This is a genomic window from Microbacterium sp. JAI119, from assembly GCF_013410135.1.
In the GTDB taxonomy this organism is placed as follows: Bacteria; Actinomycetota; Actinomycetes; order Actinomycetales; family Microbacteriaceae; genus Microbacterium; species Microbacterium oxydans.
In genome coordinates, this window is record NZ_JACCCK010000001.1 from 886279 (window position 1) to 900805 (window position 14527).

Annotated in this window: 15 protein-coding genes and 2 tRNA genes; 13 read left to right on the forward strand and 4 right to left on the reverse strand. The window is 68.5% G+C overall.

Features of this window, described 5'->3' with window-relative positions; all coding sequences use genetic code 11:
• Nucleotides 1-88 precede the first annotated feature (88 nt).
• Nucleotides 89-2056 carry an acetate--CoA ligase gene (acs, locus tag HDC31_RS04330; protein ID WP_113681256.1) on the reverse strand — a complete coding sequence of 656 codons (1968 nt, stop codon included), beginning with the start codon at nt 2054-2056 and terminating at the stop codon, nt 89-91.
• Nucleotides 2057-2470: 414 nt separating this feature from the next.
• On the opposite strand from acs, the gene HDC31_RS04335 reads away from it, so the two are divergent.
• From HDC31_RS04335 to HDC31_RS04390, 12 genes are all read left to right on the forward strand, one after another.
• Nucleotides 2471-3481 carry a TadA family conjugal transfer-associated ATPase gene (locus tag HDC31_RS04335; RefSeq protein ID WP_227750907.1) on the forward strand — a complete coding sequence of 337 codons (1011 nt, stop codon included), beginning with the start codon at nt 2471-2473 and terminating at the stop codon, nt 3479-3481.
• A gap of 32 nt (nt 3482-3513) precedes the next feature.
• Nucleotides 3514-4377 (forward strand): type II secretion system F family protein, encoded by an 864-nt coding sequence (locus HDC31_RS04340; protein WP_258546418.1) that lies wholly within the window; start codon nt 3514-3516, stop codon nt 4375-4377.
• A 64-nt stretch (nt 4378-4441) separates the two neighbouring features.
• The gene (locus HDC31_RS04345) at nt 4442-4639 is read left to right on the forward strand and encodes a DUF4244 domain-containing protein (protein WP_046746461.1); all 198 of its coding nucleotides are present in this window, start codon (nt 4442-4444) and stop codon (nt 4637-4639) included.
• Nucleotides 4640-4659: 20 nt separating this feature from the next.
• Nucleotides 4660-5034, forward strand: a complete 375-nt coding sequence (locus tag HDC31_RS04350) for a TadE family type IV pilus minor pilin (protein ID WP_058632085.1) — start codon at nt 4660-4662, stop codon at nt 5032-5034.
• A complete protein-coding gene (locus tag HDC31_RS04355) occupies nt 5034-5360 on the forward strand; it encodes a hypothetical protein (protein ID WP_046746463.1) in 327 nt (108 codons plus the stop codon). The genes HDC31_RS04350 and HDC31_RS04355 overlap by 1 nt, the downstream gene beginning before the upstream one ends.
• A gap of 80 nt (nt 5361-5440) precedes the next feature.
• Nucleotides 5441-8287 (forward strand): type I DNA topoisomerase, encoded by a 2847-nt coding sequence (gene topA, locus HDC31_RS04360; RefSeq protein ID WP_113680477.1) that lies wholly within the window; start codon nt 5441-5443, stop codon nt 8285-8287.
• Nucleotides 8284-8913, forward strand: coding sequence for a dTMP kinase (gene tmk, locus HDC31_RS04365; protein WP_113680478.1), 630 nt, complete (start codon nt 8284-8286; stop codon nt 8911-8913). The genes topA and tmk overlap by 4 nt, the downstream gene beginning before the upstream one ends.
• A 59-nt stretch (nt 8914-8972) precedes the next feature.
• Nucleotides 8973-10130, forward strand: coding sequence for a DNA polymerase III subunit delta' (locus HDC31_RS04370; RefSeq protein WP_046746466.1), 1158 nt, complete (start codon nt 8973-8975; stop codon nt 10128-10130).
• Complete coding sequence (locus HDC31_RS04375) at nt 10127-11680, forward strand: alpha/beta hydrolase (protein ID WP_058632081.1); 1554 nt, start codon at nt 10127-10129, stop codon at nt 11678-11680. The genes HDC31_RS04370 and HDC31_RS04375 overlap by 4 nt, the downstream gene beginning before the upstream one ends.
• A gap of 69 nt (nt 11681-11749) precedes the next feature.
• Nucleotides 11750-11822, forward strand: a tRNA-Thr gene (locus HDC31_RS04380).
• 67 nt (nt 11823-11889) lie between these two features.
• Nucleotides 11890-12471 (forward strand): isochorismatase family protein, encoded by a 582-nt coding sequence (locus HDC31_RS04385; protein ID WP_058632080.1) that lies wholly within the window; start codon nt 11890-11892, stop codon nt 12469-12471.
• Complete coding sequence (locus HDC31_RS04390) at nt 12468-13001, forward strand: DUF1697 domain-containing protein (RefSeq protein WP_113680762.1); 534 nt, start codon at nt 12468-12470, stop codon at nt 12999-13001. The genes HDC31_RS04385 and HDC31_RS04390 overlap by 4 nt, the downstream gene beginning before the upstream one ends.
• Here the strand turns inward: HDC31_RS04390 and HDC31_RS04395 are convergent.
• A complete protein-coding gene (locus tag HDC31_RS04395; protein WP_046746468.1) occupies nt 12991-13206 on the reverse strand; it encodes a hypothetical protein in 216 nt (71 codons plus the stop codon). The two genes, HDC31_RS04390 and HDC31_RS04395, sit on opposite strands and share 11 nt — an antisense overlap.
• A gap of 25 nt (nt 13207-13231) precedes the next feature.
• Between HDC31_RS04395 and HDC31_RS04400 the strand changes: the two genes are divergently transcribed.
• Nucleotides 13232-13747, forward strand: coding sequence for a CGNR zinc finger domain-containing protein (locus HDC31_RS04400; RefSeq protein ID WP_058632077.1), 516 nt, complete (start codon nt 13232-13234; stop codon nt 13745-13747).
• A gap of 8 nt (nt 13748-13755) precedes the next feature.
• Here the strand turns inward: HDC31_RS04400 and HDC31_RS04405 are convergent, their stop codons facing one another.
• Nucleotides 13756-14301, reverse strand: coding sequence for a type 1 glutamine amidotransferase domain-containing protein (locus HDC31_RS04405; protein WP_046746470.1), 546 nt, complete (start codon nt 14299-14301; stop codon nt 13756-13758).
• Nucleotides 14302-14441: 140 nt separating this feature from the next.
• Nucleotides 14442-14514: transfer RNA gene (locus HDC31_RS04410), tRNA-Lys, on the reverse strand.
• Between the last annotated feature and the right edge of the window lie 13 nt (nt 14515-14527).

Here is a 14527-nt window from a genome sequence, read left to right on the forward strand (position 1 = left end):
GCGTCCCGGCGGCGTCCTCCGTCGTGTCCGCAAGAGAAACGCGCCTCCCCGAGATGGGGAGGCGCGTTTCTCTTGCCTGCTGCTCGTCCTACTTCACCTGCGCCGAGATGATGCTCATCACGGCCGTGTCGGCGAGCGTCGTCGTGTCTCCCACCTCGCGGCCCTCGGCCACATCGCGGAGAAGGCGACGCATGATCTTGCCGGAGCGGGTTTTCGGCAGCTCGCCGACGATGTAGACGTCGCGCGGACGGGCGATGGCGCCGATCTGCTCGCCGACCCACAGGCGCAGCTGCTGCGCGAGGCCCGCGGGCTCGTGCGCGGCGAGGTAGCTCTCCTTGATGATGACGAAGGCCACCACGGCCTGTCCTGTGGTCTCGTCCGAGGCTCCGACCACGGCGGCCTCCGCCGTCGCCTCGTGCGCGACCAGGGAGGACTCGATCTCCGCGGTCGACAGGCGGTGGCCGGAGACGTTCATCACGTCGTCGACGCGGCCCAGCAGCCACAGGTCGCCGTCGTCGTCGAGGCGCGCGCCGTCGCCCGCGAAGTAGTAGCCCTGGTCCTCGAACTTCTCCCAGTAGGTCTCGCGGTACCGTTCGGGGTCGCCCCAGATGCCGCGGAGCATGCTCGGCCACGGCTCGGTGATCACGAGCAGCCCGCCGCTGCCGTTGCCGACCTCGACGCCCTGCTCGTCCACCACGTCGATCGAGATCCCGGGGAGCGGCACCTGAGCCGAACCCGGTTTGGTCTCCGTCACGCCGGGGAGGGCGGACACCATGATCGCGCCGGTCTCGGTCTGCCACCAGGTGTCGACGATCGGCGTCTTGCCGGCGCCGATGACCTCGCGGTACCACATCCACGCCTCGGGGTTGATGGGCTCTCCCACCGAGCCGAGCAGTCGCAGCGACGAGAGATCGAACTTCGCGGGGACGCTGCGGCCGATCTTCATGAACGAGCGGATCGCGGTCGGCGCGGTGTAGAAGATCGACACCTTGTACTTCTCGATGAGCTCCCACCAGCGGCCGGGGTGCGGGGCGTCCGGCGTCCCCTCGTAGAGCACCTGGGTCGCACCGTTGGCGAGGGGTCCGTAGGCGACGTAGCTGTGCCCGGTGATCCAGCCGATGTCGGCCGTGCACCAGAACACGTCGGTCTCCGGGTGCAGGTCGAAGACGTACTTGTGCGAGTACGCCGCCTGGGTCAGATACCCGCCGGAGGTGTGCAGGATGCCCTTGGGCTTCCCGGTGGTGCCCGAGGTGTAGAGGATGAAGAGGGGGTTCTCGGCGGGGAAGGCCTGTGCCGTGTGCTCGGCGGAGGCTGCGGGGACGGCGTCATGCCACCAGATGTCGCGGCCTTCGATCCAGTCGACCTCGTTCTCGCCGCGCTTGACGACCAGGACGTGCTCCACGGTCTGCTGCTCGCCGTCTCCGCGGTCGGAGAGTGCCTGGTCGACGGCGGGCTTGAGGGCGGAGACGCGGCCCTTCCGGTAGCCGCCGTCCGCCGTGATGACGAGCTTGGCGCCGGCGTCGTCGATGCGCGAGCGGAGGCTGTCGGCGCTGAATCCTCCGAACACCACGGAGTGGATGGCGCCGAGGCGGGCGACGGCCAGCATGGAGGCGATCGCCTCGGGGATCATGGGCAGGTAGATAGCGACGCGGTCGCCCTGACCGATGCCGAGTCCCTCCAGCACGTTCGCGACGCGCTTGACCTCGTCGGTCAGCTCGGCGTAGGTGATGCGGCGCGAGTCGCCGGGCTCGCCTTCCCAGTGCAGCGCCACGCGGTCGCCGTTGCCGGCCTCGACGTGGCGATCGAGGCAGTTGTACGCGACGTTCAGCTCGCCGTCGTCGAACCACTTCGCGAAGGGCGGGTTGGTCCAGTCGAGCACCTGCGTGAACGGCTTGTGCCAGTGCACCAGCTCACGGGACTGCTCGCCCCAGAAGCCCTCGCGGTCGGCGGCCGCCCGCTCGTAGAGCTCGGGCGACGAGATGGTTTGGGCGACGAACTCCTCCGACGGTGCGAACTTCCGGGTCTCGTCGAGAAGATGGTCGATCTGGCTGCTCATCGGCAGGCGCTCCTTTGCGGCATACGGGTCTTGCGAGCATGGTCGTGGGGGTGGGCGACCAGGTCAGGGCGAATCTATCCCTGCGGCCTCGCCGCGCATACTGCCGAAAGTCGGTAGTGTTGCCGGTTTTGTCAGGACGGTCGCCTTGCGTACACTCGACGACAGCCGAATTCTCATTCCGGCCTTGGCGTGCCCGATTCCCCCAATCGTGGAACGTCGTGGGCGGCATCTCATTCCCCCCGTGAGATGCCGCCCATTCCTTTGGGAGCGCTCTCTGCGTCCTCGGAGCATCCTCGGGTCCGGCCGGCAGCCAGGCACTGCACCACGGGGTGACGAACCGGCTTCTCCACAGGTGCTGGAGGATCCGGATCTCTCGGGACTTCCCCCTCCGCGACTGCGCATAACGTCGCCGTCATGCCTGATTCCTTCGTCATCCAGCCCAGGGGAGTGCGCTCGCTCGCATCCGAGGAGACCACGTCGCCGGCACCCCTCCGTCTGGATCCCGTGTTCGGACCGCTTCTTCCTCACATCGACGACGCGGTGACCGATGTGTTCGTGAACGGTGCGGGCGGGCTCTATGTCGACCGGGGGAATGGCGCCGAGCCGGCTGCCGCCTGGAGGGCCTCGGAGCGTGAGGTTCGTGACCTCGCCGTCGCACTGGTCGGGCTCGGCGGACGCCATCTCGACGACCAGGCGCCCTGCGTCGACGTCCGCCTCGACTCGGGCGTCCGTGTGCATGCCGTGCTCTCTCCGGTGTCGACGACAGGAACCGCGCTCTCGATACGCATCCCCCGGGTGCGCGCCGCGGACCTTCGATCCCTCTCTGCGCTCGGCGCGTTCGATGCGCGCCAAGAGGCCTGGCTTCTCGGCCTGGTGGCCGAGCGGGCGAACATCCTCATCACCGGGGGAACGGGAACGGGCAAGACCACGCTGCTCTCCGCTCTGCTGTCCGAGGTCGCGCCGGGGGAGCGCATCGTGACGATCGAAGACGTCGCCGAACTGCGGCCGAGGCATCCGCACCACGTCGCTCTCGAGGCGAGGCAGCCGAATCTCGAGGGCGTCGGCGGCATCACGCTGAGCCGCCTGGTCCGTGAGTCTCTGCGCATGCGGCCGGATCGCCTGGTGGTCGGCGAGTGTCGCGGAGAAGAGGTCCGCGAGCTGCTCACCGCACTCAACACCGGACACGATGGCGGCGCAGGCACCCTGCACGCCAGCGGGCTCCGTGACGTTCCTGCCCGCCTCGAAGCCCTGGGCGCCCTCGCCGGCATGGATGCGGTGGCACTCGCGCGACAGGCAGTGAGCGCATTCACCATCGTCCTCCATCTCGACCGTGCCCCCGGCGGCATCCGTCGGATCCGCCAGGCGGGCCGGCTCGTCATCGCAGCGGATCGGCTCGACATCGAGGAGGTGCAGCCGTGGCGGTGAGGCGATCTCCTCGCGCGGCGCAGCGGCGGGATGTGACCTCAGCGGACGCTGCGACGTCGGTGCAGACGCTGGCTGTGCTGCTGCAGGCCGGAGCGGTCCCCCTCGTCGCGTGGCGGCATCTCGCCGCCACCGACGACGTGCCAGCACGCGCCGTCGTCGATCGGCTCGATCGTGGCATCCCGCTCCTCGACGCCATCGAAGCAGAGGGCGGGGCCTGGGTCGATCTCGCGGCGGCCTGGGAGGTCGCGACAACGGTCGGGGCCCCGCTCGCCGAGGTTCTCCGCATGATCGCGGAGACGTTGCGGGATGCCGCCGCTGCTGCCGATGATGTGCGCATCGCTTTCGCGGAACCGGCCGGGACGGCGCGTCTGCTGCTCTGGATGCCCATGGCCGGGCTGCTCCTCGGTTTCGCGCTCGGCTTCGACACACTCAGTGTCATCTTCGGGAGTGTGCTCGGGGCCGCCTGCGTGATTCTCGGCCTCCTCCTCGTGGTAGCGGCGCGGCTGTGGACATCGCTGCTCCTGAGGAGAGCGGCGCCGGAACCCGGCACCCCCGGCATGCGGGCAGAACTGGTCGCGATCGCGCTCGCCGGTGGCGCCTCCATCGACCGCGCGCTGCACCTGGTCTCGCAGACATCCGTCTCCGGAGGCGGCGACGAGCGGGTCGCCGCCGTGCTCGAGCTGTCCCGCGCTGCAGGGGTGCCTGCCGCAGAGCTCCTGCGGGCAGCGGCCGCCCAGGACCGGCATGCCGCGAGGGTCCAGGGGCAGCTCCGTGCGGCGAAGCTCTCGACACGGCTCTTGTTCCCGCTCGGTATCTGCACGCTGCCCGCCTTCCTGCTCCTCGGCGTCGCGCCTCTCCTGCTCAGCGTCCTCGCATCCACTCCGATGCCCCTGTGACCGCCAACAGTCCATCAGCACCATCCGATGCCTACGCATCGCCCAGAGAGAAAGAAGGAACACCATGAAGAACATCCCTGCGCTCGACCGCCGACGCGCGGCCATGCTGTTCGGCGACGACACCGGGGCGGCCACAGCCGAATACGCGATCACCACGATGGCCGCGGTCGCCTTCGCCGGGCTCCTCGTCGTCATCATGCGCTCCGATGAAGTCCGCGGCATCCTCACGGACCTCGTGCGGCGCGCGCTCACGGTGTCGTGATGTGGGCAGGGAGACGCGCGATGACCGAGCTTGGCGGTGGCGATGCGGCGCCGACGCCGCGACATGCGGACGAGCGCGGATCCGCCGCAGCGGAGCTGGCACTCGCGCTTCCCGCCGTCGTGCTCGCGCTCCTTCTCGGGGCAGGGGCGCTCGGAGCGGCGTCTCGCCAGGTCGCGCTGCAGGACGCCTCCGCGGACGCGGCTCGTCTTCTCGGACGTGGCGAGGGACACGGTGCGGCAGAGCGGGTGGTGCATGCTGCCGTGCCAGGGGCGGGGATGTCGTCCTCGCCCCGGGGCGACCTCGTATGCGTCACCACCTCCGTCGATGTCTCCGTCGGCGCGCTGATCCGCATGCCGCTGCGGGCCTCGAGCTGCGCACTCGAGGGAGGACTCTGATGGCCGGTTCGGCGCTGGCGGCTGGCATGCTCGCGGTCGCGGCCACCATTTCCCTGGGTCTCGCCGCTGTCGGAGGTGCGGCCGTGACGGCGCAACGAGCGGCGGGTGCGGCCGATGCTGCGGCGCTCGCCGCTGCCGATGCGGCGAGCGGTGCCGTGACCACATCCGAGCAGCCCTGCGCACTCGCCGAGAGGGTCGCGCTCGCTGCCGGCGCGACCCTCACCGGCTGCGTCCTCGAGGGCTTCGTGGCGACCGTGGAGGTGCAGGCGGCGTACGCTGGACTCGCAGCCGTCTCCCGAGCCCGTGCCGGGCCACCCGAGGGATAGCGACGGCAGCGCGACCTCGCTCACTGTGAACGACCCCACACAGTGGTGTGTATGGTGTGCTTCGAAGAAAGGACGCACCCTTGGCTGAAGGCAAGAAGCTCGTCATCGTCGAGTCCCCGACGAAGATGCGGTCTATTCAGGGATACCTCGGCGACGGCTATGAGGTGCTCAGCTCCGTCGGCCACATCCGCGACCTCGCTGACAAGAAGGACATCCCGGCTGCGGACAAGCAGGCGTACGGGAAGTACTCCATCGACATCGACAACGGGTTCGACCCGTACTACGTCGTCTCCGATCGGAAGACCAAGACGGTCGCCGAGCTCAAGCGTGCGCTGAAGAGCGCCGACGAACTCCTGCTCGCCACTGATGAGGACCGCGAAGGCGAGGCGATCGCCTGGCACCTGCTGGAGACCCTCAAGCCCAAGGTCCCGGTCAAGCGCATGGTGTTCCACGAGATCACCAAGGACGCGATCCAGGCCGCCGTCGGCAACACCCGCGAACTCGACCACGACCTCGTCGACGCGCAGGAGACCCGCCGCATCCTCGACCGCCTGTACGGGTGGGATGTCTCGCCCGTGCTCTGGTACAAGGTCAAGACCGGGATCTCGGCCGGTCGTGTGCAGTCCGCCGCGACGCGCCTCATCGTCGACCGCGAGCGCGAGCGCATGGCGTTCACCTCTGCCGAGTACTGGGACGTCGATGCGGCAGCCGCGGCGACGGGTACCTCGTTCAAGATCCGACTCGTCCGCGTTGACGGCGGCCAGCTGGCACGCGGCTCGGACTTCGACGACGACGGCAAGCTCAAGAAGGCCGTCGTCATCCTCGACGAGGCCGCGGCCACCGCGCTCGCCGCGGCTGTGGACGCCGTCGGCACCGGGAACGTCACCAAGGTCGAGGCCAAGCCGGGAACGCGCAGCCCCTACGCGCCGTTCACGACCTCCACGATGCAGCAGGAGGCGGGCCGCAAGCTGTCGATGGGAGCCAAGCAGGCCATGGGTGTAGCCCAGCGTCTGTACGAGAAGGGCTACATCACCTATATGCGTACCGACTCCACGTCGCTGAGCACCCAGGCGGTGCAGGCGGCACGGAGCCAGGCGGTCTCGCTCTACGGCGATGCAGCGGTGCCGCTGAAGCCGCGCGTCTACAAGTCGAAGAGCAAGAACGCCCAGGAGGCCCACGAGGCCATCCGCCCCTCGGGCGACAACTTCCGCACGCCGGCTTCCCTGTCATCCGAGCTGGATCGCGATGAGCAGCGCCTCTACGACCTCATCTGGAAGCGCACCGTCGCCAGCCAGATGTCCGACGCCAAGTACGAGACCACGACGGTCACCATCGCCGTCGACGCGGGGGAGAGGAAGGCCGAGTTCACGGCATCCGGAACCGTCTACACGTTCAAGGGCTTCCTGGAGGCGTACGAGGAGGGTCGCGACGAGAAGCGCGGAGATGCCGACGCCGCGGAGAACCAGTCGTTGCCTGCCGTCGCGGTCGGCGACCAGCTCGCCGTGTCGGATGCCGAGGCCAAGGGCCACCGCACCACGCCGAAGCCGCGCTACACCGAGGCCTCGCTCGTGAAGGTCCTCGAGGAGAAGGGCATCGGACGTCCTTCGACGTTCGCCTCGATCCCCGAGACGATCCTCGACCGTGGATACGCGGTCAAGCGCGGGCAGGCGCTCGTGCCGACCTGGCTCGCGTTCAGCGTGGTGCGTCTGCTCGAAGAGCATTTCGCCGACCTCGTCGACTACGACTTCACGGCTGCGCTCGAAGACGACCTCGACACGATCGCCCGTGGCGAGCAGAACCGCGTCGAGTGGCTCAAGTCGTTCTACTTCGGCTCTGACGCCCACGTCGGGCTGCGCCAGGTCGTCGACAACCTCGGCGAGATCGATGCCCGCGCGCTGAACTCCACGCGCATCACCGACACCGCCACGCTGCGCTTCGGCAAGTACGGCCCGTACCTCGAGGTGGCCGACCCGGCGAATCCCGAGGCAAAGCCGCGCATCGTCAACGTTCCGGAAGACCTGGCGCCGGACGAGCTGACCGCCGAGAAGGCGCAGGAGCTCATCGACGCTCCCGTCGCCGGTGACCGCGTTCTCGGGGAGAATCCCGAGAACGGCAAGATCATCGTCGTGAAGGACGGCCGGTTCGGGCCGTACGTTCAGGAGAACGATCCCGTGTCGGAGGATGCCGCTGTCGATGAGGCGACCGGCGAGGTCGTCGACAAGCCGAAGCCGAAGCGGGGCGCGAAGAAGGAAGCGGCTCCCAAGCCGCGCACCGCGTCGCTGTTCCGTTCGATGTCCGTCGACGAGATCGACCTCGAGACGGCGCTGCAGCTGCTGAGCCTCCCGCGCGTCGTGGGCGTCGACCCCGAATCCGGCGATGAGATCACGGCGCAGAACGGGCGGTTCGGACCGTACCTGAAGAAGGGCACCGATTCGCGATCGCTCGAGTCGGAGTCGCAGATCTTCGACGTGACGCTCGAGCAGGCGCTGGAGATCTACTCCCAGCCGAAGTACGGCGCCGGACGCAGGGCCTCCAGCGCGCTCGCCGAGTTCGAGGCCGACCCGGTCAGTGGCAAGCCGATCCGGATCCGTGACGGCCGCTTCGGTGCGTACGTGACCGACGGCGAGACGAACGTCACGATTCCGCGTGGGCAGAAGGTCGAGGACATCACCTTCGAGATCGCAGTGCAGATGCTCGCCGACAAGCGCGCCAAGGGCCCCGCCCCCAAGCGCGGTGCCGCCAAGAAGGCACCCGCGAAGAAGGCACCCACGAAGAAGCCCGCAGCGAAGAAGGCACCGGCCAAGAAGCCTGCAGCGAAGAAGACGACGGCCGCCACGTCCGCTGCGCGTTCCGCGGCGGCGAAGAAGGCCGCCGCGACGCGTGCCGCGAACGCCGCGGCGAAGGCAGCGGAGAAGGCGGACTCGTGACCTCAGGCCGCGGGGTGTGGATCACTCTCGAGGGCGGCGACGGCTCGGGCAAGACCACACAGTCGAACCTGCTCGCGGACTGGCTCGAAGGGGCCGGACGTACGGTCGTCCGCACCCGTGAGCCCGGCGGCTCGGAGGTCGGTCAGCTCATCCGCGACATCGTCCTGCACCATCGCGGCGACATCGCACCGCGCGCGGAGGCTCTGCTGTACGCCGCGGACCGGGCGCACCATGTCGCCACCGTCGTACGCCCGGCGCTCGGTCGGGGCGACATCGTGCTGCAGGATCGCTACCTCGATTCGTCCGTGGCGTATCAGGGCGCGGGTCGGGTGCTCGATGCGACGGAGATCCGCGACCTCTCGCTCTGGGCCGCCGAGGGTGCGCTGCCCGACCTGACGATCCTGCTCGACCTCGCCCCCAGTGAGGCGCGGGCTCGGCTGGACTCCGCCGACAAGCCGTTCGACCGGCTCGAGGCGGAGCAGTCGGACTTTCACGGACGCGTCCGCGACGCCTTCCTCGACCTTGCGAGAGCCGAGCCGGACAGGTTCCTCGTCGTCGACGCCGCAGCGGCCCCGGATGCGATCGCGGAGCAGATCAGGGCGAGAATCGCCGCCCTTCTGGACTGACCAGCGCGGTGGCACCTCTCCGTGCTTCCGACGTCGGTGGTCACGATTAGGCTGAGTGCATGCCCCAGACCGTTCCGGCCCCTTTCCCGTGGGCGGATGTGTGGGGGCAGGACGCTGCCGTCGACACGCTCCGTGCCGCGGCAGCCGATCCGTCGGCGCTCTCGCACGCCTGGCTGATCACGGGACCGCCCGGCTCCGGCCGTTCGACTCTGGCGTACGCCTTCGCAGCCGCACTCATCGCGGATCGGCCGGACGACGAGACCGTCATGCGGCAGGTGCTCGCAGGCACCCATCCGGATGTCACCGCCTTGCGCACCGACAAGGTCATCATCACGATCGCCGAGGCTCGCGGTCTCGTCGAGCGCTCTTACTTCGCCCCCTCCGCGGGCCGCTATCGGGTCATCGTCGTCGAAGACGCCGACCGTATGGTCGAGCGCACCTCCAACGTGCTCCTGAAAGCGCTCGAAGAGCCTCCGGAGCAGACGGTGTGGATCCTGTGCGCGCCGAGCGAGGCCGATCTGCTGCCCACGATCCGATCGCGCGTGCGATCGCTGCGGTTGCGGGAGCCCGATGTCGCCGACGTGGCCAGGCTCATCAGCCTTCGCACGGGGGTGGATGAAGCCGTCGCCGAGCAGGCGGCACGGCATGCGCAGCGCCACATCGGCATGGCCCAGCGGCTCGCCACCGACGATGCGGCCAGGCGCCGGCGAGACGAGACGCTCCGCTCGGTACTCGGCGTCAGAGGAGTGGGCGATGCGGTCGAGGTCGCCGGACGGATCATCCAGGCGGCCACGGAGGACGCGAAGGCTCTCACCGCCGAGCGCGACGCTCAGGAGCGCGCTTCGCTGCTGCGCACGATCGGCATCGCCGAGGGCCAGGCGGTGCCGCCGGCGCTGCGGACACAGCTCTCGGCGCTCGAAGACGATCAGAAGAAGCGGGCTACGCGGAGCCTGCGCGACGGGATCGACCGTGTGCTCACCGACCTTCAGTCGCTGTACCGCGACGTCGTGATGCTGCAGTTCGGGCAGAGCGAAGGTCTCATCAACAGCGAGTTGCGCACCGAGCTGTCCGACCTCGCTTCCGCCTGGCCCGAGACCCGTACTCTTGTCGTACTTGACCACCTTGCCGAGACGCGGCAGTCGCTGGAGCGCAACGTCGCCCCGCTGCTCGCCCTGGAGAGCTTGCTCGTGACGATCACGAGCGGGAGGAAACCGTGAACAATCGATCGACTTCCCGCCTGCGCCGCGCCGCCGCGGTCATCGCAGGGCTCGCCGCCGCGTCCGTCGCCCTGTCGGGCTGTCTGTACGCGATGATTCCCGAGCAGTCGTCACGGCCGTCGACGACGAGTGCGCCGGACACCGAGGGCGTCGCCGAGGACCTGCTGCCCTTCTACTCGCAGGAACTGACCTGGACGGAGTGCGGTGTCGGCTTCGACTGCACCGATGTCACCGCTCCACTCGACTGGGAAGACCCGGGGAAGGGTGAGATCACCCTCTCGGTCGTCCGACACCGCGCCGAGGGCACCCCCGTCGGCTCGTTGCTCACGAACCCGGGCGGTCCGGGGGCCAGCGGTGTCGACCTGATCCTGAACAGCCTCGACTTCGCGGTCGGCGCCGACCTCATCGAGAACTTCGACGTGATCGGGTTCGACCCGCGCGGCGTCGGAGATTCCACCGCGGTCACCTGCTACGACGCACCGCAGATGGACGACTACCTGTACGGCATTCCCTCGGCAGCACGAGGCACGGCCGAGTGGGAGGCCGAGCTGCTCGACTCGCACAAGAAGTTCGCCGAGGCGTGCGATGCCAACAGCGGGGGGATCCTTCCGTACATCACCACGGTCAACGCCGCCAGGGACATGGATCTGATCCGCGCGCTGCTGGGCGACAAGCAGCTGAACTACCTCGGCTACTCGTACGGCACGTTCCTCGGTGCGACCTACGCGAAGCTGTACCCCGAGAAGGCCGGCCGCCTGGTGCTCGACGGCGCGATCGATCCCGCTGTCCCCGGGCTCGAGGTCGGCGCGACGCAGGCGCTCGGGTTCGAGTCCGCGCTCCGCGCCTACATGCAGGACTGCCTCGACTCGGGGGAGTGCCCGTTCAACGGCAGTGTGGATGAGGCGATGGCCGATCTGGGGGCGCTGCTGGCGAGTGTCGACAGCACCCCTTTGAAGAGCGGAGACGGCCGCATGTTGGGTGCGGACTCCCTGATGACCGCCATCATCGCCGCGCTCTACTCGCAGGACAGCTGGGGCTACCTCACGCAGGCGCTCGATGAGGCACTGCAGGGCGACCCGACCTCGGCACTGTTCCTCGCCGACTTCTACAACGGACGCGAGAACGGCACCTACACCGACAACTCCACCGAGGCCTTCCGCGCCTACAACTGCATGGACTACCCGGTCGAGGATGACCCGGCGGCAGAAGCGGCGACGAACGCGAAGATCGCCGAGGGCGCGCCCACGATCGCGCCCTACTGGGCCGGGCCTGACTCCTGCTCGGTCTGGCCCTACCCGCCCACGGGCACGCGAGGTGAGATCAAGGCTGAAGGCGCCGGCCCCATCCTGGTGATCGGCACGACGAACGACCCGGCGACCCCCTACGAGTGGTCGGAGTCGCTCGCGAACCAGCTCGAGGAAGGTGTTCTCATCACGCGTGTCGGCGAGGGGCACACCGGATACAACAAGGGCAACGCCTGCGTGGACGACGCGGTCGAGGCGTTCCTGCTCGACGATGTCGTACCGGAAGACGGGCTCCGCTGCGAATGAGGAGGCCTCGATTCGCGAGTGAGCGCGAGACAGGGTAATATCGGTGATCGCGCCGCTCACGCGTCGCACGCCGCTTTAGCTCAGTCGGCAGAGCATTTCACTCGTAATGAAAAGGTCGTCAGTTCGATTCTGACAAGCGGCTCCGAAGGCCCCGTGATGCGAAGAACATCACGGGGCCTTTCCCGTTCCTCACCGCGTACTCTCGAAACATGAGCAGAGCGCTTCTCATCGTCGATGTGCAGAACGATTTCACCGAGCACGGCGCCCTTGCCGTCGCGGGCGGTGATGCGGTGGCTGCTGCCGTCACCGAGTTCCTCGCCCTCCACGCGGCCGACTACGACGTGATCGTCGCGTCGAGGGATTGGCACGATGCCGATGGCGACAACGGCGGGCACTTCGCGGAGGACCCCGACTATGTCGACTCCTGGCCTGTGCACTGTGTCGCGGGGACCGAGGGTGCCGAGTACGACCCTCTGTTCGTGACCGATGCCGTCACGCACCATGTCCGCAAGGGGCAGGGGATACCGGCTTACTCGATGTTCGAGGGGCGGACGGAGGCGGGGGAGACGGTCGGCGCGATACTTGCGGAAGCAGGCGCGTCGAGCGCCGACGTGGTCGGCCTCGCGACCGATCATTGCGTGCGGGCGAGCGCCCTCGATGCCATCGCTCACGGGGTGCGGGTCCGTATCCTCACCGACCTCGTCGCCGGCGTCGCGGCGGAGCCCAGCGAGGCAGCCCTCGCCGAGCTCGTCCATGCGGGGGCGGAGCTGGTCGAGAGCGCCCGCGAGTGAGGCGCAGCGTCCTGCTGCTGCGGGCGGTCAACGTCAGCGGCCGTAACAGCGTGCCGATGGCGCGCCTCCGCGAAGTGCTCGCGGCCGAAACCGACCTGTCGGATGTCTCCACGTACATCGCGAGCGGCAACATCGTGTGCGCGACACCGGACGATCCCGCCGTCGCGTGTGCAGCTGTGCGGGTGGTCATCCACGACGAGTTCGGGGTCGACACGCCCGTCATCCACCGCACGCACGCGCAGCTGCTCTCCTCCGAGTCCGCGCAGCCGTTCTCCGAGGGGGATCAGAAGTTCGTGCACGCGATGTTCCTGGAGGGGGCGCCCGCTGCAGGCGCGATCGACGCGTTGCAGCTCCGCTTGCTCCCGGCGGAGCGCATCGCGCTGATCGGGAACGATCTGTGGATCGACTACGGGGAGGGCGGCGTGCACTCCACCAAGCTCACGAAGGCGGTGCTGGACCGTGCACTGGGCGTCGCGGGGACGGCTCGAAATCTGAGGACGACGCGCAGGCTCATCGAGCTCACGGCATGACGCCCGGCAGTTCCGCGCTCAGCGCCGTCGGCGGCGTGTGAGGGTGCGGCTGCACGTCGACGCGGTGTACGCGGCAGCTCGTGCATCGCACGTAGAGCACGATGCCCTCGCTCGTCGGGTGCCGGGACTCCACCGTCCAGGCGTGTTCGTGGGGGGCGGTCGACGGGTGGATGCGCGGGATGGGAAGAGTGCTCTGCGAGGTCATGCATCCAGCGTGATGTAATGGTCTTATGCATCTCAACCCTTACGGTGAATACGCGGTACTGCTCGCCGCTTCTCTCGCCAACGACTGGCCGGCCGACCGCGCCGGGATCGAGGAGCGCACACTCGCGCAGGGGATGACGATGACCTTCCCGGCGGCTCCCGGCGACTACGAGCGGGTCAGGGACGTCATCGACGAATGGCTCGCCATCGTCGATGAGCCCGACCCCGACGCGCGAGCAGCGCTCCTCAACGCGCAACTCGCCGTCGCGGCCGCCTACCCCCGGTTGACGAACCACGACGGCGAGGGGTGGCACCTGCACTATCGGGACGACGTGCCGTCGCTGCCCTTCGTGTTGAGGGCGATCATCAGCCTCGGCACCTCGCTGCACCTGGTCACCCGGGGCATGAACCGCTTGAGCCGCTGCCAGGCCGCGCCCTGCACCAACGTCGTCGCGGATGTGACGCGCAACGGTCGTCAACGCTTCTGCTCCGTGCGCTGCGCCAACCGTGCGGCGGTGCGTCGGCATCGGGCGCGGGCCTAGCCCTGTCGTCAGGCGGTCTGCCCGGCGTGCTTGCCTTCGCCGATCTCCTCGACCAGCTTCGCGTTGAACGCCGGGAGGTCGTCGGGGGTTCGACTGGAGACGAGCCCCTCGTCGACCACGACCTCCTCATCGACCCACGTCGCGCCCGCGTTGCGCAGGTCGGTGGTCAGACTCGGATAGCTGGTGAGTGTCCGCCCATCGACGACGCCCGCCTCGATGAGGATCCAGGCGCCGTGGCAGATCACGCCGACCGGCTTGTGCTGCTCGAAGAAAGCCCGCGCCAGTTCGATGGAGGCCTTGTCCATGCGCAGGTGATCCGCATTGACGACGCCTCCGGGCAAGACCAGGGCATCGAACTGATCAGCTGTCGTCTCCGACGCGTGCAGATCCACGGCCTGCTCGTGCCCGTTCTTGCCGGTGATGGCTGCGCCGTCCGGGGCGATCATGGTCGCGCTCGCGCCTTCTGCCGTCACCGCTTCCCAGGGACTGGTGAGTTCGCTGTCCTCGAATCCGTCCGTTGCGAGGAATGCCACGCGGCTGCCGCTGAGGGTCATCGTTCATCCTTTCCTGGAGTGTCGTCCGCCGTTCGGGGACGACTCGACCATCTCTCAGGTCAGGCGGAGGCGAAAGGGGGTGGCCGATGCGAAGAGCCGGTGGTACAGGAAGGTCGTCGGTCGGATACGACGACGTGCGGTGGGCCCCGTGGGGCTCGAACCCACGACCCGCGGATTAAAAGTCCGATGCTCTGCCAACTGAGCTAGAGGCCCCTGCGTCAAGTCT